Genomic DNA, 18370 nt, shown 5'->3' with positions numbered 1-18370 from the left:
TCTCATCACAGCGCACACATCACTACATGTGCGGGACACAGCAAGTGAGGGCGAGTATGCCCTTGGCGCGACTGCCTCCCGACCGCCTCTGCTAGCCGTCGGGTGCGTCCATCACCGATAAACCGGAGCGGGACAATATGATCGACGTCAGGACCCATGTCGCGGCACTGGGTGACCACAAGGATAACGTGTCGGTGGCTGTGTTGGACGATCCCACACTCGTGGAGTTCCGAGATCAACTGCTCAACGATATCGACAACAACCGGGGTAGCGCGGTTTTGGGCAGTTTGATTGACCATCTCTTCCATCACGCTCAGTCGGATGGCAGAGAGCTAGAACTGCTCGCCGAAGCCGCTGCGTTGTGGGCTGAAGGAGTTGACGTCTACACCACCCTTGGACGGATCCGTCGGGACATCGAATCAGCTCTTGTAGATCCCGCAGCCCCCGAATCGGCAGCAAAATTTTGCAAAGCCACGCTGAGTATTCGTCAACTACAAGGCAAAGTCGAGGGTAAACAACTGGATATCGAATCGCTCGGCAAGCGTCTGGCGGAGATGGATCATATTCCGGAACACCCGAGGCAGTTGGACGCACCCTTGAGCGAATGGGGATGGGGAGACCTGTTCCTTGCTCGGAGGACCGCTGCGTTCGTGCGCACCGCGTTCGAGGACGCAAAAGACCCGGCCACCCGGGCCATGGCGTTCGGCATCATGTCCGGCTACTCGGCAAATGTGTATGGCTCGGCGTATCTGACACAGGTGGTCGGCGGTCCTCGACGTGCTCACCGATTCCGTGACCGAGTGGCGCGCAACACGATGGGCGCGTACATCGCCCAGATCCGACCGGAGGTCAAGCAGTATCGCAACATAGCCACTTCCATCCGCTTTGACAATGCCCCTGAACCGTACTTGCCTGATGACCTCGTGTCGTTCGTGGGAAAGGTCATCGAGGATACCTACGACCTGGGTGCGACGGGTCCAGTGCCGGACTTGCAAGTCGGATATGCGCGCCTCGTGCGGCAGTTGGAGCTCCTCGATACGTTTCGGATGCCGCCGGCGCCGATTCTGCCGCCCCCTCGATTTGTTGCGGCCATCTATGCCGACGCGGCCAAGCCGCCCGAAGCGGTGATCACGCCGGAGACGGCGACCCCGCCCAACGGCCACGGTCCCGGAGTTAAGCCGACGACGTACTCCGGCCCCCCGGTGCCCCCCTATCAGCGCCCGCCTTCCAGCACGGACAGCACACGGGATAGCGACAACGCATGCGGCAGCTTCTGGCTCGGAGTCTTGGCGTTCCTCGGCTGGGCGGTCCTTCTGGGCGGCCCATGCTGGGAGGACTGGGCAAACGACAAGCCGTGCAAGTACTGGGACAAGCACGTGGCCGACAACTTCCGTCACGCCTTCGAGAACAACCTCACCCAGGAGGAAAGGGACGCGCTGGCCTCACAGAGCCAGCCGCTCACCTCAGAACAGTTCTCCGATGCCGCGGACATCCCCCAGCTCGCGTCCCTCATCCAGCAACTATTCGACTCGCAAGTTCGGCTCTGGGAAGCCCTCGGTAAGGCCAGCGCCAATCTCTCTGGTTGCGGCGTGATATCTCCTGACGGGAGACTAAACTTCCCTTTGTATCGGCAGTACCTTCGCGTCCCAAAGGTTTTTGGGCCACACCGCCCTGAAGCGGATCCCGTGACAACCTTCTACCGGTATCCGCCGACTCCGCTGGAGCACCCGATTAACGACGCTGCATCATTCCCTACCGGATCCAGCCCTAGCGATTTCCTCGATCTATCCTCGGCTGAGTTCGTCAACCTTTGGACGCAGATCTCGGAAGGTGCATCTGATGTGAGCGACCTGGACCTCGATGCGGATCGCAACTTCAACCACAAATGCTGGTCCACCGTCGGACTGATCGACGACGATCCAGTGGGCGTGAAGATCTTGGGCCACTCGGACATGTGAGGAGCGAAACCCATGGCTCCCGACAACAACGGCCAGGGAGAACGGCAGGGCGAAGGTAACGATAGGCCGTATCTTTTCGTCCACAGCTACCCGCCGCCCATCGCCCATGCGCCCGCCTTCCCGACGGATACCGGTAAGCGGCCGGTGCCGACGGAAGTCGTATGGTATCTGTGCTCGGGTATTCAGCCACTGACCGTCTTCCAGCCTGGAACAGATCTAACCGTCACCGTGACCATCGGCAACTGGCAAGGCGGTAACAGTGATTCGATCGCCTATGTGGGCCTGTGGTGGACGTTGCCGGTGAGCGGCTCCCCCATGCCGGGCCCGGACAAGTTCATTGGCTTCACAACCGTGGTGGTGCCTCCGCACGGAGGTCAGGTTGTCTCCGATCCGCTGACCGCGAAGATACCCGAAGACTCCGGAGACCACATCTGCCTGCTCGCAAAGGTGTGGCATCCTCTCGACCTTCCGGACGCTGCAGTGGCGGATCCGGTTAACGACCGCCACTGGGCGCAACACAACCTGGTGATCCTTCCGTCCGAAGCCCGCCAAACGTTCACGTTCCTGGCCACGAACCCAACTGACCGGGAAGCCGGCTATCAGATCAATGTCCGGCCCGTACACGCGAGGATGTGGCCCAATTTCAACTTCGATGGGAACCTCCAGCCTGTGAGGGCAACTGCGCGACGACTGGTGCTCACCAGCGAGGTGGGCGAACAAGAAGTCCAAGGTGAAGGCACGCTGATCCACACGCTGGTGCTCGACCCGGAGGAGCAGCGGGAGCTGAAGCTCACGATCGACTTGAGCGAACCACTGCGGCAGGGAACATTCGCGCCTTTTGAGATTGTCCAAAGTATTGAAGAAAGACCGACTGGTGGAATCGGAATTGCCGTTGTCGGCAGTAGTTGAGGCCGCCGCGATCGTGATCGTCTGTGACAACAGATCGCTGGACGCTGGCCGAGGCACCCGGTCACAGCGGCCCGCACCGGCTGCAGTACTTCCTGGTCCGCGCGGTGTGGGATCACGACGCCGTACGCGGCCGCCTGGCCCGCTGGACGGTGGGCCACCTCGCCGACGACCGTGCCGTGCTCGAGGAGGGAACGGGAAGTCGCCCATGGACGCGGTGGGCGCCGCACACCACTATTCGGGTCGGTTGGGCGGGATCGGCCTGTGCCAGGCAGCCGCCCAGCTCACCTACGCCGCGCCCGCCGGGCACATCTTTGTCGACCGGGCCTTATACCTGACGAGGGACTGGGCCGCAGACGACGAACCATTCGAGCTGACCGGGGTTCCGGACGGCCTGACCTTCGCCCAAGCCCCAGCTCGCCGCCGACATGCCGCAATGTGCCCCCGCCGCCACTCTGCCGGCTCGCTGGGTGGCCGCCGCGCCGACGCCGCGACCTGGCACACATCCTGCACTGGTCACGCTGGCGCTGCCGTCACCAACACCTGGCAGCCGCCTGCCACCGCTGTTGGAACCAGGTCACCGCAGCCGCCACTACCTGACCACCGACCGCAAAGATCACGATCTACAGCTGCCGTGATAGACCGTGTCCTACGTGGTGAGGCGGGCAAGTCGCTTGTAGCAGCACATGGCTGCGGCGAGACCGAGAAAGGCCAGGCAGTTGCGGGGATCGCGCTCGTAGCGGGGGCTGAGTCTGCGGTAGCCGGACAGCCAGGACATCGTGCGTTCGATCACCCACCTTCGACGGCACAATCGTTCGCTGGACTCGATGCCTTTGCGGGCGATCCGGACTCCAATGCGCTTGCCGGATGGCGTCCCGCCAAGTGGTGTAGGCGATCAACTGCCCGGAATGCGCAGGCCACCGCCACATCGACGCGACCTGGGGCCGTCCGTGGTGCTGACCGCAGGTCAGCCGGGCACAATGCGGAAGCGGTGTCCCCACAGGGTGGCCAGCGCGCGGCTTTCCGGAACGCGTCGAGCAAGGTCGCTTACACCACGAGGCGGGACACGACCGCTTGCCGCGTAACCATTTACGCAGGTCCGGGCGATCGTAGGCTTTGTCGGCGTGGAGGCGCTGGGGCTTGAAGTAGCGGCCGCGGCGGGGGTCGTGTCTCGTTTGGTGACCCGCCACCATGGACTTCAACCCTTCGCTGTCGTGGGTGTTGCCGGCCGAGACGCCGACGAGAAGGGGCAGTCCGTTCGCGTCCGACAGGACGTGCATCTTGGAACCCGCCTTGCCTCGGTCCACGGGGCTCGGACCTGTGTGTTCGCCCCCTTTTCCGCCCTGATGTGAGCGGTGTCGAGGACGACACGGGTGACGTCGATGAGGCCGGCGTCGTCGAGCCGGTGCAGGACCGCCTCGTGCAGACGGCCCCATACGCCAGCTCTGGACCAGATCAGGAACCGGGGGTGGGCAGTGGACTTCGAGACGCCGAAGCAGGGCGGCAGCGCCCGCCAGGCACAGCCGCTGACCAGGACGTAGATGATGGCCGCGAACAGAGTCTCGTCAGGTGTGTTTTGCGTCCCGCCGCCCTGCGGCCGCACCTTCGACGGCGGGATCAGCGGCTTCGCGATCTCCCACAGTCCGTCCGGAACAACCCAACTCCATGTGCCGCCCCTATACCGACGTAAACGAGGCCTCACCATGTAGGACACGGTCTTAGATCGTGTCCTACATGGCAGTTGGTCGTTGAGTGAGCTTCTTCGAGTTGGCCACCGATCAGGTGACGGTCCATGCAGCGCAACGAGCGAGGCCCCCGGGCTGTTGATCGAGATGTCTGACGTCTCAACCACGCTGCTCGGGGGCCTCGTTGGTCATCTATCCTGCCGCACTCGACCTGCCGCATGCGCTCGTGGAATGGGTCACCATGCTCGTCGTCACCCGCGAGGGTGACCGGCGCTGCAAGCTCCGCCCGTCACAGCGTGCGATGGTGGCACTGGTGTACCTGCGCAACGTGCTGTCCGACACGGACGGACTGCCCCTACGCGTCGGACTCTCCGCGGCCAACACCCACGACAGCCTCGCGCTGAAGCCGATGCTGTCCCATTTCCACATGGGACACGAACCCCATGCAGCCGATTCCAAGCCCGTGCGTCTTCACGCCGACAAGGCCTACGACATCCCTCACCTGCAGCGATGGCTCTGGAGCAAGCACATCGGCGTCCACATCGCCGGCAAGGGCATCGACTCGAGTGAACGACTCGGCCGCCGCCGCTGGGTCATCGAACGCACCATGTCCTGGCTGACCGGCTACCGCCGCCTCAACCACCGCTACGAGCGCAAACCCGGCAACTACCTGGCCTTTCTCGGACTCGCCGCGGCCCTCTGCTGCTACAAACGGCTCCTCAAACTGACCATGTAGGACACGGTCTTAGGTCACTTGGACAGCGAGCGTCTCTCCTGGCGAAGGACCGCTACCGAAGGGTGCGTCGTCCGCAGCGTCGTCGGGGAACTTGTTCTCGTTCGAGAATGTTGCGGACGGTTGCCTTGCACATCCCCGTGGCATCGGCGATGTCTTGGAGGGACTGGCCAAGTTTGGTGTAGCGGTGGATGACCTCTTAGGTCAGATGTGTGTACTGGTGGCGGGGAGTACGGGGGCGGATTTCCACGCCGAGGCGGCGGAGCTCGGTCAGGATGGTCTGGTGCCCTCCGCCGACCTCGCGGGCGATCTCGGCTACCGATCGGCCGGATAGATATAGCTGGCGCCACTTCTCGATGCGGTCGGCGACGATGTCGTGCCGACTGAGCGGATGCCGGTCGATGATGCAGCGGATGTGGGCCGCGCTGGTGCCGAGGGCCTTGGCAACGCCGGATGCGCTCGGTGTGTCCGCCAGAAGCAGCTCGTGCACCTGGCGGGGAGTAATGCTCTCCAGGGTCGTCCCGGAGAGCCGCACGGTGTCCAAGTGCGCTGGGATCGAAGGCTCCCATGACAGCGGTTCGGTGATGTCGTGCTCTGTAAGGAGTCTGTGGCAGCGGCGTGTGAGTGCGTCGGTCTCCAAGGGCTCGAGGCCGAAGGTGAACTGCGGATACTTGCGTGGCTTGTCGTCGGGGATCGGCGTGGTGGGGGCGGGCATCATCCGTGCGGGGCTGCCGGTGAGTCGTTGGTAGATCCACCGGTTGGCGTGGTGCACGGAGGAGTCTGCAGGGTAGTTGTGGCCTGCGCTTCTCCTGATGTGCGTCCAGTCGTCGAGGGTGATGAAGTCCCGGCGCTTTCCGAAGATCGTGCGGCGTCGTGCGTAGTTGATCGGGGAGCCGTCGCTGTCCAGCAGGTCAGCAAGCAGGGTCAGGGCCCGCAGGATCTCGGGGCCACTCTCATGCGTGTGGAGTGTCTCCACTGTGCGGGAGAGGGTCTTTACCTGTAGGTTCGTGCCCAGAATGTCCATGGCCTGGCGCAGATTGACCCAGGCTCCGACCTGCAGTGTGCTGACCGCGAGTGCCTGCTGGACCGTGGCCCAGCGCAGGTTTCCGCCGGACGCCTGCGGCATCATCCGTAAGGTCCAGGTGTCCCACAGGCTGGCAGGCATCTTCTGTGCTCGGTCCTGCGGAAGTTGGAGTCCCTTGACGGGGCGTCGGGGTCGGCCTGTGGTGCTGCGGTAGTGCAGGCGCACTGCCCGGCGCCCTTGGCTGCGATGTACCGCACCGAGGACGAGGGCGACGAGGTCGGGTGAGACCTCTGAGCTCCAGTGTTCGATATCGCAGTGAGCGATGCCGCCTCCTGCTTCCTGCAGTCGGTCGGTGAGCCATCCGACACGGTCCGCATCAGGGCCGCTGAGGCCGTCGAATGCCGCCGAGAGAGCAAGGCCAGCTGCCGCGGCGTCGGTGGGTGCCACCCATGAGCCTCTCGTGTGAGGAGCGCGGTGGCCGCTGTAGCTGGTGAGCGGGGCCTGGCGGTACGCGTTGCAGCGGCGCACCAGCTCACCGTCGCCCCAACGCGCGAGGTCGTCGTCGTGAGCGCAGGTCAGCACGCGGAAGGCCAACGTCCGCAGGTCCGCCAGGACCTGCGCGATGGCGACGGCCTCGTTGCCGTAGACGCCAGCAAAGGCCGTCGTTGTCTCGTGCTCGCCCTCGATCAGTTTGTTCAGCTGTCGCTGTGCCCTAAGCAGGGGGCTGCCGGTGGCAAGCAGTGGGGTGGTTGTTTCGCGGAGGTCTTGCCAGCACCGTTCTCGCGGTGCGTTGCGTGCTCGTGTGGGGCAGATTCCCAAGGCGGGTGGGGTGCCGGTGTAGTGGGCGTTGCTGCGGGGGATCTGCCCGCATGCCGGGCAGGTATCCGCCAGGAGCATGTGATGGCGTGTGCAGGCGAAGGTGAAGGCCAGGCGCCACGACAGCTGCCAGCGTCCGCCGGATTCCTTCAGGCACTGGGGACAGTAGCGGGATCCGCATGCCCGTCCCCACAACCGCCGTCTGTCGACGGTGGAGCGTCGTGGATCGATGAAGAGTGCTCTGCCGTGCCAGCGTGCCAGCGTCATGCGCTGCAGCATCTCCGGAGCGACGCCGGTGGCCACGGCGAGATGCTCACGCTCTGTGGGAGTCAGGGTGATGGCCCACCGTGGATTGGCGAGGCGTTGTCCGCCTAGTCCCAGTGCGTCGGCGACCTGGGGTCAGTGGGGCTCTGCTGCTGGAGGCCAGGGCTTCGAGCCAGCTGTCCAGGGCCTCCCCTGCCACAGGCTCGGTCCGCAGGGGGATCGTGCGCACCGGGCCCATCAGCCGCGGGCTGCCTTGGTGGTTGCGCTGCGGGCTGTGCTTGTCTTGGACGTCCAGCGTCGGGCCCGCAGGGACGCTTCCAGCTGTTGGCGAGCCTTCTCGGAGGCAGCGTCGATCTTGACGCTGTTCAGGAGGTCCTCGTCGAGCCGTTCGGTGCCGGTCCTGATCGCCCGCTGGCAGCCGCGGTTGACCAGTGTCATCAGGGAGCCGATGTGTCCGGTGGTGCGAGCATAGAGGTAGTCCGACAGCTCATCTGCCAGCATGCCGGGGAACTTCTCGGCGAGCACGATGCGCTTCTCCAGCCACAGCATCAGGTTCCGCCATTCACGGCGACGCTTGTCATCGTTCACCGCGAACGGCTCCATCGTCAGGGGTGTGGTGCGGCGAGCTGTCTGCGCAAGCGTGACGTCACCGCCGTCGTCTGCCTCGGAGTACAGGCCACGGTTGGCCAGTTCGACACCCACGAAGATCAAGGTCACGGGGAACTCGTTGGCGATGTACTTGAAGTGGTTGCTGACCTCCCTGCCGTTGCGGCCCGACCACCTCAAGAAGTGCAGGTCGTCGATGATCAAGACTTTGGTCTCGCAGTCAAGGACGCAGTCCAGCGCCCGCTGCAGGAATTGAGCGGAAGTCCCCCTGAAGCGGGCCGGGTGGGCGAAGAACTCCAAGATGGCGCGGTTGAAGTCCTTCATGCCGACGTTGCTGGTCAAGCCCACCCGGCATACCGGCCACCGTTCGTGGCCGGCCTGGGTGAATTCGCCCTCTTCCCCGATCTCGCGCAGATGGAATTTCTGTGCGAAGTGAAGCACGGCCGTGGTCTTTCCCAGACCCGGAAACGCATCGACCGCGATCGCCCCTTTGGGCTTGTCGCCATCCTGGACGTTACTGTCGACGATGTCCCACAGGTCCTCTTGCAATGCGGCCAACTGCGGAGTCCGGATGGGGCCGAGATTAGCGAGCCAGTCCCGCCGCAGCCGGTCATAGGCAGCGCGTGCCGCAACACCAAGCGCGGCAAGGTCCGCCGCCGTGAGCGCATCCGGCTGGATGCGCGGTGGCGCCAGCGCCAGCTGTCGAAATCCTTCCTTACGCGAGAGCGTCAGATTGTCGAGCCGTGGCCGCTCGCTGAGGGATCTCGGCTCGCTCACGCGTCCTCCAGGGCGTCTGCGTAGAAATCGTCTTCGTCACCGGGGTCCTCGCCTCGGTGGCCGTGGCCCTCGAGTTCGTCGTCATCGTCGTCATCACCGGCCAGCTGCCCCTCGTACAGTCCGGGTTCCTCCTCTTCCTCCTGGTCTGCCGTGGAGCCGGCTGCCAGGGCCCGTGCCACGGACGGCAGCGCGGCAGCCTCGTCTGGGGCATCGGTGGAGGGCAGTTCGATGGCGGACTGCTCCCGTGCCATCCGCAAGGCGATCCGCCGCTCGGACATCGTCATGCCCAGCCCGAGGTTCCAGCGCTGCAGCAGCTCAGCGACCGCGCTCTCGTCATCGGGATAGCGGTACTTGTGCGCGGCCATCCGCCGGGCCAGCTCCAAAGCCTCCTCGCTGACGGGGAACTTCACAGCCGGTGCGTGTTCCCAGGTCAGCGTGTGCCACTTGCGGGTTTCGGGGTGGCGGAAGTAGGTGCGGGTGATGTCGTCGGGATCGACCTGGATGGGCCAGCGTCCCTTGGCCCGCGGACCGGTGTAGGGGCTGGTCTGATTGCGTAGCCCGTTGAGCCCGGGACCGTTGTAGCGGCAGCTGCGGATATCCACGCCGTAGTGGTGAATCGGTCGCCAGTCCGTCTTGAGGAACTCAAAGCCCAGATCCCTGTCGCGCGGGACCTCGATGTATCCGGCGCGGGCGGTGCCGTGGTCGAACATGGCCGCCGGAGACAGATCCAGCCCCGGCACCCGCGGATCGACGAGACCATCGTGGGGCCGGTGGTGGTAGACCACGGCAACCCACTCACGGATGATCGCCTCCAGTTCGTTGAGGAAGAAGAACGCCTCCCCCTCCGGATTCACCCCCCGTGCGTAGATGTCTGGCCCCTTGTAGCCGGGCAGCGTCTCCAAAAGCCCCTCGCGCAGAGTCCGGAAGAACCGCTCAATGGGTCCTTTGTCGCGGCCTGTGCGCAGGCGGGCGGGCTGGATGGAGATGCCCAGCCGCTGGCAGACAGACGTGATGTGCTCGGAGACGTAGACCTTGCCGTGGTCGACCACCAGGGTCTCCGGAACGAGCGCTGGCCCTGCAGCGCCCCGTCCTGTCACCCTGGCTGCCGCATCAGCCATCGGTCCCTCGATCGCGTCCCGGTCCAGCAGGACTATGCGGGGAACGCCGTGGTCGGGCCAGACCGCATGGCGTGGCCAGTCCTTCCCCGCCGGGCGGGGGCGATAGGCCTGAAAGAGCGTTGCCGCGACATCGACGGACTTGGTCGACACCGGGGTGAGCCGCAGCCCGGCGATGCACCGGTCGTACCAGTCCATCGCGACGGTCAGCTCCGGCTGCACCCAGCGCAGCGTCAGGGGATCCATCGCGAAGACATCGAGCCGGTTGGTGTCCATCAGCAGGTACTCGCCCGGCCGGGTCGGCCGCAGCTTGCCGTACACACCGGACGGGCGGGCGGCGATGTCCCTGTTCCTCTTCGCACTCAGCCGGAACGTCGGTCGCCGCTTCTCCAGCTCGCTCAGCCACCGGTAGGCCGTCGCCCGTGCGGGGACTGCGGGGTGACAGGTTGAGTTGCGACTCACTGAGGGCAAGACCAGGCGTGTCGGAAGAGCTGCGGTCGGTGCCGATGGCGCGTCTCATTGATCATGGCGAGGGCGGTGCTTCTGAGCAGGGCCTTGTCAGGATGGCGAGACGCCGGACTCCAGGTTTTGCACTGAAGTTGGCGGTTTCCCGGTCAGACGCCGCCGTGCCGTATGCCGTGATCGGTGGCTCTGCGTTGTGACAGGTGGTCTGCCAACAGGTGGCTCAACGGTCGACTGTCCATGCTGCATCCGCGGGCGGGATGCCATGGGCGAGGATGTGGCGGACGATTCGGAACGCCTCGCCAAGGAGCACTGTGTCTTCGTCGGGGTACTCGTCGTTCTGCCCGTTCTCCAGGATGAAGCCGTCGCTCCAGTCCTCGGCCCCTGGGTCTGACGCGTGTTCACCGGGGTCGCCCTCGCCGTCGAGCAACATCACCATCGCTCGCTCGGTGTTTGTTACAACAGCAAGACTTCGCCCCGTTGAGCTGGTCAGCCACGACTCAAGCTTCCCGTCGGCGATCCTCCTGCCGAGCTCTTCAACGGCCTCATCAGCTGACACCGGCAGAGCGTTCTCGCTGAAGGCCCACGTCTCGATCATGGGAACGACCATCTCATGCAGCGGAAGTGGTGGGGTGTGATGTCGAGTCGCTGTGCCGCTTCGGTGGGCAGTTGGGGGTGGTCTCGCCAGTGCGGTGAGGTGAACAGGCCGGTGAGGACGATGGCTTCGGGGTAGGTGGCCAGTTCGATCCGAGCTTCGGAAGGACGGTGGGGATCACCGAACGGGTCCTCGCCCAGCACGTCGAGCCGACGGTTCCAGCGCTGTCGAAGGGACTCACCAGTGCTCTCGCTGGTGAACCACCTGGTCAGGCGGTCGCGGGCTTCGATGTAGGCCAGCGCGGTGCAGGGATGGGTGCCCCGGCGGACAATCCGGTGGTGCCGGAGGTTGGCCCGCAGGACCTCGGGCAGCCGTGTCAGGTCGTGCTGTTCATCGCCGAGGAGCCAGCGGTGGTGCCGGTGGCAGACGCCTTCATGGTGTGGAGTGCTGCGGACGACGAGACCGCGAATGTGACGGCGGGCCATGCAGAGGCGGCAGGCCGGGCGGCGCCGCGGCTCGAGGACCTCCTCTGTGGCGGACAGCGGAAGCCGTCGGAGCGGGTCGCCGATCGAGCCTAGCGGCGGCATCGCGTGGATCAGGGAGGACGGGCTGCGGCCGGTCAACGCGGCGAGCCGTCTCAGCCCTTCTGGGGTCCAGTAACCGACCCGGTTGTCGACGCGGCGGTGTTGCCGCGACGGGCCGACCAGGGACGAGAGGTAGCCGATGGTGAGGTGGTTGGCGTCGGCGAGCCGGTTCAGGTAGGAGCCGATGGTCTCGCGATGAACGGGTGGCGGCGTGAGCGGCAGGGCTCGCAGCCGGATGGTCACGCGATGCGTTTCTCGCCGCGGGCCCGGCGCCGGCGTGCGCGGGCAAGGTTCTGCTGTTCGGCGCTCTCGTCCAGGTCGACCCGTTCCAGGGAGGCTTTGGTGATCTTCTCGCTGCCGTCGAGGATGGAGTCCAGGGCGGCTTCGCGGACGAGGTGGGACAGGCTGCCGATCATGCCGTCGGTGCGGTCGTGCAGGTAGGCGCTCAGCTTCAGCAAGGTGCCCGGCCGGTGGGCGTGCAGCCGCAGGGACTCCTCCAGAGTCGCCACGAGTGATCGCCAGGAGTTGCGCTGTTCCTCGGCCTTGTGGCGGAAGGGGCTGGTGGGGATGAGGGTGTAGCGGCTGGCGATCTGTCCGCCGCGGCGTCCGGCGAACAGCCCGGTGCCCTCGACGTCGACGCCGGCCAGGACGAACGTCGCTGGGATGCGCTCGGACAGGTACTTGATCTGGTCGGATGCCTCGGCGCCCGATCGCGTACCGATGTCGAGATTGTGGAGCTCGTCGATGAGCACGAGACGGCAGCCGAGTGTGCAGAGCAGGTCGCAGACCTTGTTGGTGACCTCGACCTGGCTGTAGCGCGACGGCAGTGGCAGGCCGATGAACCGGGCGAACTCGATGGCCAGCATCTTCGGGGTGGCCGCGGGCGGGACGGTGACATAGACGACCGGCAGCGAGTCCGGTTTGGTGTGACGGCGGCATGGCGTCCTCGTCGGTGTCATCGGCTCCCTTGGCGGCCAGCACGGCTCTGGCATGGCGCCAGGTGAAGTCAGCGAACGGGGCGGAGACCGTGCCCAGCCTGGTCCAGGGAACGGTGATCCAGCCTCCGGCCCGGGTGTCGCGTACCCAGACGTGCGACAGGTCGTAGGGGTCGTGGTGGACCTCCCAGAGGTTGCCCTTGGTGTCTACTCCGGACGGCTGACGCCGGTAGGGTCCCAGCTCCCGGCAGTCGTAGGTGCGGTAGTCGAGTGTGATGCCGTAGTCGTTGATCTTCCGCCACTCCGCGGGCAGCAGCTCGATGTAGTCGTCACCGCCGAGACAGACCGGCAGGTAGCCGGTGCGGGAGACCAGCATGGCGTAGACCTCGTTCGGCGAGAGTGCCTTGCCCGGCAGGAACGGACTGCGCAGGGAGTCATGGGGGCGGGTCTGCCACCGGGCGATGACCCACTCGTGGAAGAGATCGGCGAGTTCGGCGATCGTCCAGATGGCCTGGACGTCGCGCCCGCGTCGGGTGGTCTCGGAGCCGACATATCCGGCGACGTGCTGGCAGAACAGCGTGTTGATGGACTCGAACGTCCGCTCCACGACGCCCTTGTCCGTCGGCGTGGCCGGCCGTGCGGGCTGGACGGAGATCCCCAGCGAACGGCAGGCCCCGACGAACGTGTCCGAGACGAAGACCTTGCCCCGGTCCACGGTGATCGTGTCCGGGACGATCACCGGACGTGCCGCGGCGTGCGCCAGGCGGGCATCGACACTCATCAACCGCGCGTACGGGACCAGCGACGCTGACATCCGCAGGGCATCGGACCAGCCGGGCCGCATCGGTTCGGGCACCAGCATCCGCGCCAGCAGCAGCGCGGCGTCCACGGCCTTCGTCCCGGCCGGACGCAGGATCGCCGCGCAGATGGTGCGGGAGGCGACATCCACCGCGATCGTCAACTCGACCCGTCCCGTCACACCGTCGTCCGGGACGGCCAGCACGTCCAGCGGATGGTGTCGATCTGCACCACCTCGCCAGGCCGGGCGGCCAACGTCGGGGTGAACGGAGCCTCCGGCCGCCCGGCCAGAGACCGCCGGGTCGTTGCCGCCCCGAAGCTGTGACGCCCCTCAGAGAGCGACTTGAGCAGCCGGAAGTACGTTGCCCGCGACGGCAACGGGACCGTGCCCTCCCCGTGCCGTTCGGCGACCAGCTTCTCGGCCTGCCGGATCACACGGGTGCGGGTCCCCGTCGACGAATTCTCCTGCGCGGCCAGGACCTCCAGCACCGCCTCGACCAGGCGCTCGTCCACCCGGCCGGTTCCCGGCGCCATGGACAATCTGGTGGCCCGTCGGTCCACCAGCCCCCACAACCCTTCATCCCGCCACTTCGACCTCAGCCGGAACAGCGTCCGCTCCGACACCTCGGTGCCCGACGCGGTCAGCTCGGCCGCTTTGGCCACCAGCCGTTCGTTCACGGTCCGCCACTGCGGGTCGTACTCCGGTCGAGGAACAATCCCCTTCGGCGCGTCGGGAGGGAGTCCGGTCTCCATCTCGATCAGGTGCTTCTCGAAGAACCGGGCCTTGCGCAGAGCCACTTCGGGAACGGTGTCCAGCAGGCCGAAGGGCGGAAGTCCCGGCGTGGGCGCCGTGGAGTCCAGCAGCTCGAACCCGTCCGACGCCATCAGGTGGGCGAACATCACCATGCTCGCGGTGTTGTGCTCGTCGACCAGGCGGACGGTCGTGCCCGAGAGGCCCACCACCGTGTGGACCCGGTCCTCGAAACGGACCCGGTCACCCACCCGCAGCACACCCCGCGGCCTCTCCTTCTCCGGCATCAGCCCTCCACCCGGCTCACCAAAGAGTGATCGCCCAAGGGGCGCGACAGGTCTGCCGCAAGGCGTCCGCACCACAGCAGATGGAAGACGACCGGCAGCACCCGGATCGGATCGGCGACCTGGGCGGCCTGGCCCACCAGGGGGCCGGGAACCACGAAGGCGGCCTCCACCGCCTCTGTCAACCCGGCCCCGCCGAACCGGGGATGGCGAAACCCGGCGAGCCACCGCAGGTTCGCCACCCGCACCCGGTCGATCTCTCCCACGAGCTGGTAGTCCCACCCCACCCCCTCGCACGCAGCCTGCGTACCGGCGAACTTGGCCAGGTCCCGCGGATTGCGCCGCCCCTCCGGCCGGCAATCCACCACCACGGCCGACCCGTCGGCCCGACGTGCGAAGTAATCCGGGGCGTGCGACAACCGCACCCCCTCCGCCGACGTCCAGAACAACCAGAACGGCTGCGACGCGAACCCAGTGACACGCGGGTCGAAGTCCATCGCGATCGCGTGATCACGCTCCAGCCACGACTCGAACCCCACATGGCGCAGCATCGTGGCCGCCCAGTACAGGCCCGGAAAGTGCCTCTGCCCCCGGTACGACGGGAACTCCCGCACGGGAGCGACCTCCTCGAAGGCCACCTCCGCCACGTCCGCCAGCGGCCTGCGTACCTCGACACCCTCCTGGACCCAGGCCACCTCGAAACCGGCCGCCCTGTCCCCGCCGCTCAGCGGCTCCCCCGCATCGTCCACACCAGGACGATGTCCGCTGGATTGAGACAAGCCACCTGCAGCGAGACAAGAGCCACCCCAAAGCGGGACACCGTCTCATCCAAACCTGTCCTGGCCCCCTGCACCGCACGTTCGGTACACAGATCAGTGCGACAAGCAGCAGTTCGATGCGACGGGACACACAAGCCCCTGGCGGTGACCAGACTTCGATGAGATGAACAGGACAGTCGTCAGACTTCGTGAGACCGGTCAAGGTCGGATGAGACAGGACAGCGGACACGCGTCCGTCTCACTTTTCGTGGCCAATTGGTCAGACATTGGCCACGCGAAATGAGAATTGGTCACTCATTCTGAGACGCTACAGCCGCCCGTGCCGTCAGACGGTGCGGCGGATGAGCGCCAGGTACATCGCGTCGGTGCCGTGCAGATGCGGCCACAACTGCACGTCCGGGCCGTCGCCGAGCGCCGGGACGCCGGGGAGCAGGGGCCGGGCGTCGATCAGCTCGGCCTCCGGGTGCTGCTTGAGCATGTCGGCGACGACCGCCCGGGTCTCGGCGAGGTGCGGCGAGCAGGTGGCGTAGCCGACGACCCCGCCGACGCGCACCGAGTCCAGCGCGGTGCGCAGCAGGGCGCGCTGGAGCGGTGCGAAGTTGTCCAGGTCCTCGGGGCGCCGTCGCCACCGGGCCTCGGGGCGCCGTCGCAGCGCGCCGAGCCCGGTGCACGGCACGTCCATCAGGACGCGGTCGAAGGTGCCGGGCCGCCACGGCGGCCGGGTCCCGTCGGCGGCGATGACCTGGTACGGCCCCGGGTTGCCGTGCAGGGCCTTGGCCACCAGGCCCGCCCGGTGCGGCTGCTTCTCGGAGGCGAGCAGCAAGGCGCCGCGCTCGGCGGCGAGGGCGGCCAGCAGCGCGGCCTTGCCGCCGGGACCGGCACACCCGTCGAGCCACTTCTCGTCGGGTCCGTCGATCGGGGCGTTCGCCAGCGCGAGGGCGACCAGCTGGCTGCCCTCGTCCTGCACACCGGCCCGCCCCTCGCGCACGGCCTCGACGGCACCCGGCTCACCGCCCTCGGCGAGCCGCACGGCGTACGGCGACCAGCGCCCCGGCACGGCGGCGTCCTCGCGGAGCAGCTCCTCGGTGGTGGCCCGCCCCGGCCGCGCCACGAGGGTCACCTCGGGGCGCTCGTTGTCGGCCTCCAGCAGGTCCTCGATACCGGCCCGCCCGCCGCCGAGGGAGTCCCACAGCGCGGAGACGACCCAGCGGGGGTGCGAGTGCACGACGGCGAGATGGTCCTCGGGATCCTCGTCATAGGGCGGCGCGACCTTCTCCAGCCACCCGTCGAGATCGGCCTGTGCCACCTTCCTCAGCACGGCGTTGACGAACTTGGCCCGCCCGTCGCCGAGCACCACCCGCGCCAGCTCCACGGAGGCGGACACTGCCGCGTGCGTGGGAATCCGGGTCCCGAGCAGCTGGTGCACGCCGAGGCTCAGCACGTCGAGCACCGGCGGGTCGACCTCACGCAGCGGCCGGTCGACACACGCGGCGATCACGGCGTCGTACGTCCCCTGCCGGCGCAGCGTCCCGTACACCAGCTCGGTGGCGAGGGCGGCGTCCCGCGCGTCGAAGTCGCCCTTCTCCCGCGCCTTGCGCAACAGCGGCGGCAGCACGAGGTTGGCATAGGCGTCCCGCTCGTCCACCGCGCGCAGCGCCTCGAAGGCGAGGACGCGGACGGGGTCCTTCTGGGGACGACGGTAGGGCTTGGCGGGCTTACGCGGCCGCCGAGACTGCTCGCTCACGAAAAAGGTGCTCCGGATGTGAAGAGGGGGTGCGATTCCCAGCGTACGTCGAGCCACTGCAACCCCGGCCTCCCGGGGGCTGGGCTCCCGTGCACCTGCCGGGGGCTCGGCTCCCGTCCGCCCGCCGGGGGCTCGGCTCCCGCGTACGTTCCGAGGACCTCGGCTCCCGAGCGCCTGCTGGGGGGCCTCGGGTTCCGAGCGCCTCCATGGGCCTCGGCTCCCGTCCGCCTCCGAGGCCTGGGCTTCCGTGCGTGCTCCGGGGGCCTCAGCTCCCCCGCGGCTCCCAGGGCCCCGGCTCCGGCTCGCCTTTCGTGGCCTCAGCCCCCGAACGCCTGCCGAGGCCTCGGATCCCCTGCGCCTCCATGGGCCTCGGCTCCCGTCCGCCCATGTGGGCCTCGGCTCGCGTGCGCCCTCCGAGGCCTGGGCTTCGATGCGCGTTCCGGAAGCCTCAGCTCCCGTGCGCCTTGCGGGGGCCTCGGCTCGCTGCGCCTCCCGGGCCCTCAGCCCCCGAGCCGCTCCCCCTCGGTGATGCGCACGCCGCGGGCCCAGTCGGCGGCTCGCATCGGCTTCTTGCCCTGGGCCTGTACCCACAGCAGCTCGACGGCGTACGACCCGGTGCCCACGTGGACGCTGTTCTTGCCGACCGCGAGCTGCCCCGGGGCGAGGTCGGTGCGCTCGGGCACGGGTGTGACCTGGATGAGCTTGAGGCGCTCGGCGCGGAAGGTGGTCCAGGCGCCCGGCGCCGGCGTGCAGCCGCGCACCACCCGGTCGACCCGCAGTGCGGGCGCGGCCCAGTCCACCTGGGCGTCCTCGACGGTGATCTTCGGCGCGAGGGTGATGCCCTCCGCAGGCTGCGGTACCGCCTTCAGGGTGCCGTCCTCGATGCCGTCCATGGTCGCGGCGAGCAGCCCGGCACCCGCGAACGCGAGCCGGGTGAGCAGGTCACCGCTGGTGTCGGTGGGCCGGATCTCCTCGGTGACGGTGCCGTACACCGGCCCCGAGTCGAGCCCCTCCTCGATCAGGAAGGTGGAGGCGCCCGTGATCTCGTCACCCGCCATGATGGAGTGCTGCACCGGGGCTGCCCCGCGCCAGGCGGGCAGCAGCGAGAAGTGCAGGTTGACCCAGCCCTGCGCCGGGACGTCCAGGGCCACCCTGGGCAGCAGGGCGCCGTAGGCGACGACGGGGCAGCAGTCCGGGGCGATCTCCGTCAGCCGCTCCAGGAACTCCGGGTCCCGAGGCCTGACCGGCTTCAGCACCTCGATCCCGGCCTCCTCCGCACGTTCGGCCACGGGCGACGCGACCAGCCTGCGCCCCCGCCCGGCCGGCGCGTCGGGCCGCGTGACGACGGCGGCCACCTCGTGCCGCCCGGAGGCGATGAGAGCGTCCAGAGCGGGAACGGCGACCTCGGGGGTACCGGCGAAGACGAGCTTCATGGGTGGGTTGGGGCCTCTCGGGCGGGGTCGGACGGGCAACGCACAAGTCTATGACGAGGATCCGCCGACCACGGAGGGAAAGCCGCCGACGCCGAGCACCCCCACAGGTCGCCCGGCCTCT

At 67.3% G+C, this 18370-nt stretch carries 12 protein-coding genes and 5 pseudogenes; 4 read left to right on the top strand and 13 right to left on the bottom strand.

Features of this window, described 5'->3' with window-relative positions; all coding sequences use genetic code 11:
* Positions 1-137 precede the first annotated feature (137 nt).
* Positions 138-1958, top strand: coding sequence for a hypothetical protein (locus tag CRP49_RS27515; RefSeq protein ID WP_143670027.1), 1821 nt, complete (start codon positions 138-140; stop codon positions 1956-1958).
* A gap of 12 nt (positions 1959-1970) precedes the next feature.
* A complete protein-coding gene (locus CRP49_RS27510) occupies positions 1971-2867 on the top strand; it encodes a hypothetical protein (protein ID WP_143670026.1) in 897 nt (298 codons plus the stop codon).
* A 646-nt stretch (positions 2868-3513) separates the two neighbouring features.
* Here the strand turns inward: CRP49_RS27510 and CRP49_RS27505 are convergent.
* Together CRP49_RS27505 and CRP49_RS27500 are read right to left on the bottom strand one after the other, a co-directional pair.
* Positions 3514-3729: pseudogene (locus tag CRP49_RS27505) on the bottom strand (transposase); the annotation flags it as partial.
* 214 nt (positions 3730-3943) lie between these two features.
* A pseudogene (locus tag CRP49_RS27500) lies at positions 3944-4569 on the bottom strand (IS5 family transposase); the annotation flags it as partial.
* Positions 4570-4733: 164 nt separating this feature from the next.
* Between CRP49_RS27500 and CRP49_RS27490 the strand changes: the two are divergent.
* Both CRP49_RS27490 and CRP49_RS27485 read left to right on the top strand, forming a co-directional pair.
* Positions 4734-4874 (top strand): annotated as a pseudogene (locus CRP49_RS27490) (IS5/IS1182 family transposase); the annotation flags it as partial.
* Positions 4851-5285 carry a transposase gene (locus CRP49_RS27485; RefSeq protein WP_257033698.1) on the top strand — a complete coding sequence of 145 codons (435 nt, stop codon included), beginning with the start codon at positions 4851-4853 and terminating at the stop codon, positions 5283-5285. The pseudogene CRP49_RS27490 and the gene CRP49_RS27485, both read left to right, overlap by 24 nt.
* Positions 5286-5481: 196 nt before the next feature.
* Here the strand turns inward: CRP49_RS27485 and CRP49_RS27480 are convergent, their stop codons facing one another.
* The 11 genes and pseudogenes from CRP49_RS27480 to fmt all read right to left on the bottom strand — a co-directional run bounded on the left by CRP49_RS27480 (position 5482) and on the right by fmt (position 18249).
* Positions 5482-7455 (bottom strand): TniQ family protein, encoded by a 1974-nt coding sequence (locus tag CRP49_RS27480; protein WP_257033697.1) that lies wholly within the window; start codon positions 7453-7455, stop codon positions 5482-5484.
* A 168-nt stretch (positions 7456-7623) separates the two neighbouring features.
* Complete coding sequence (locus CRP49_RS27475) at positions 7624-8769, bottom strand: TniB family NTP-binding protein (protein ID WP_097255783.1); 1146 nt, start codon at positions 8767-8769, stop codon at positions 7624-7626.
* A pseudogene (locus tag CRP49_RS27470) lies at positions 8766-10313 on the bottom strand (transposase); the annotation flags it as partial. The gene CRP49_RS27475 and the pseudogene CRP49_RS27470, both read right to left, overlap by 4 nt.
* A gap of 256 nt (positions 10314-10569) precedes the next feature.
* Positions 10570-10944, bottom strand: coding sequence for a hypothetical protein (locus tag CRP49_RS27465; protein ID WP_097257558.1), 375 nt, complete (start codon positions 10942-10944; stop codon positions 10570-10572).
* Positions 10941-11768 carry a TniQ family protein gene (locus CRP49_RS27460; RefSeq protein WP_097257557.1) on the bottom strand — a complete coding sequence of 276 codons (828 nt, stop codon included), beginning with the start codon at positions 11766-11768 and terminating at the stop codon, positions 10941-10943. Before CRP49_RS27460 ends, CRP49_RS27465 begins: the two co-directional genes overlap by 4 nt.
* Positions 11765-12484 carry a TniB family NTP-binding protein gene (locus CRP49_RS27455; protein WP_257033499.1) on the bottom strand — a complete coding sequence of 240 codons (720 nt, stop codon included), beginning with the start codon at positions 12482-12484 and terminating at the stop codon, positions 11765-11767. The genes CRP49_RS27460 and CRP49_RS27455 overlap by 4 nt, the downstream gene beginning before the upstream one ends.
* A 154-nt stretch (positions 12485-12638) precedes the next feature.
* Positions 12639-12836 (bottom strand): annotated as a pseudogene (locus CRP49_RS48055) (hypothetical protein); the annotation flags it as partial.
* Positions 12837-13435: 599 nt separating this feature from the next.
* Positions 13436-14296 carry a hypothetical protein gene (locus CRP49_RS48050; RefSeq protein ID WP_257033498.1) on the bottom strand — a complete coding sequence of 287 codons (861 nt, stop codon included), beginning with the start codon at positions 14294-14296 and terminating at the stop codon, positions 13436-13438.
* Positions 14296-15042: a TnsA-like heteromeric transposase endonuclease subunit gene (locus tag CRP49_RS27445; RefSeq protein ID WP_179851766.1), complete on the bottom strand. Its 747-nt coding sequence runs from the start codon at positions 15040-15042 to the stop codon at positions 14296-14298. Before CRP49_RS27445 ends, CRP49_RS48050 begins: the two co-directional genes overlap by 1 nt.
* Before the next feature lie 355 nt (positions 15043-15397).
* Entirely contained in the window at positions 15398-16816 is a 1419-nt protein-coding gene (locus CRP49_RS27440; protein ID WP_097255782.1) for an RsmB/NOP family class I SAM-dependent RNA methyltransferase, read from the bottom strand.
* A 500-nt stretch (positions 16817-17316) separates the two neighbouring features.
* Positions 17317-18249, bottom strand: a complete 933-nt coding sequence (gene fmt / locus CRP49_RS27435; protein ID WP_097255781.1) for a methionyl-tRNA formyltransferase — start codon at positions 18247-18249, stop codon at positions 17317-17319.
* Between the last annotated feature and the right edge of the window lie 121 nt (positions 18250-18370).

This window comes from Streptomyces sp. Ag109_G2-15, assembly GCF_900215565.1.
Taxonomy (GTDB): Bacteria; Actinomycetota; Actinomycetes; order Streptomycetales; family Streptomycetaceae; genus Streptomyces; species Streptomyces diastatochromogenes.
Note: the sequence above shows the minus strand (reverse complement) of the source record. Positions and strands in the feature narration are given on the sequence as shown.

Bases quoted from the DNA above. Each gene is read 5' to 3' on its own strand.
- CRP49_RS27510 (WP_143670026.1), top strand. From the start codon at position 1,971: ATGGCTCCCGACAACAACGGCCAGGGAGAACGGCAGGGCGAAGGTAAC.
- CRP49_RS27465 (WP_097257558.1), bottom strand. From the start codon at position 10,944: ATGATCGAGACGTGGGCCTTCAGCGAGAACGCTCTGCCGGTGTCAGCT.
- CRP49_RS27485 (WP_257033698.1), top strand. From the start codon at position 4,851: ATGGTGGCACTGGTGTACCTGCGCAACGTGCTGTCCGACACGGACGGA.
- CRP49_RS27515 (WP_143670027.1), top strand. From the start codon at position 138: ATGATCGACGTCAGGACCCATGTCGCGGCACTGGGTGACCACAAGGAT.
- CRP49_RS48050 (WP_257033498.1), bottom strand. From the start codon at position 14,296: ATGCCGGAGAAGGAGAGGCCGCGGGGTGTGCTGCGGGTGGGTGACCGG.
- fmt (WP_097255781.1), bottom strand. From the start codon at position 18,249: ATGAAGCTCGTCTTCGCCGGTACCCCCGAGGTCGCCGTTCCCGCTCTG.
- CRP49_RS27455 (WP_257033499.1), bottom strand. From the start codon at position 12,484: ATGACACCGACGAGGACGCCATGCCGCCGTCACACCAAACCGGACTCG.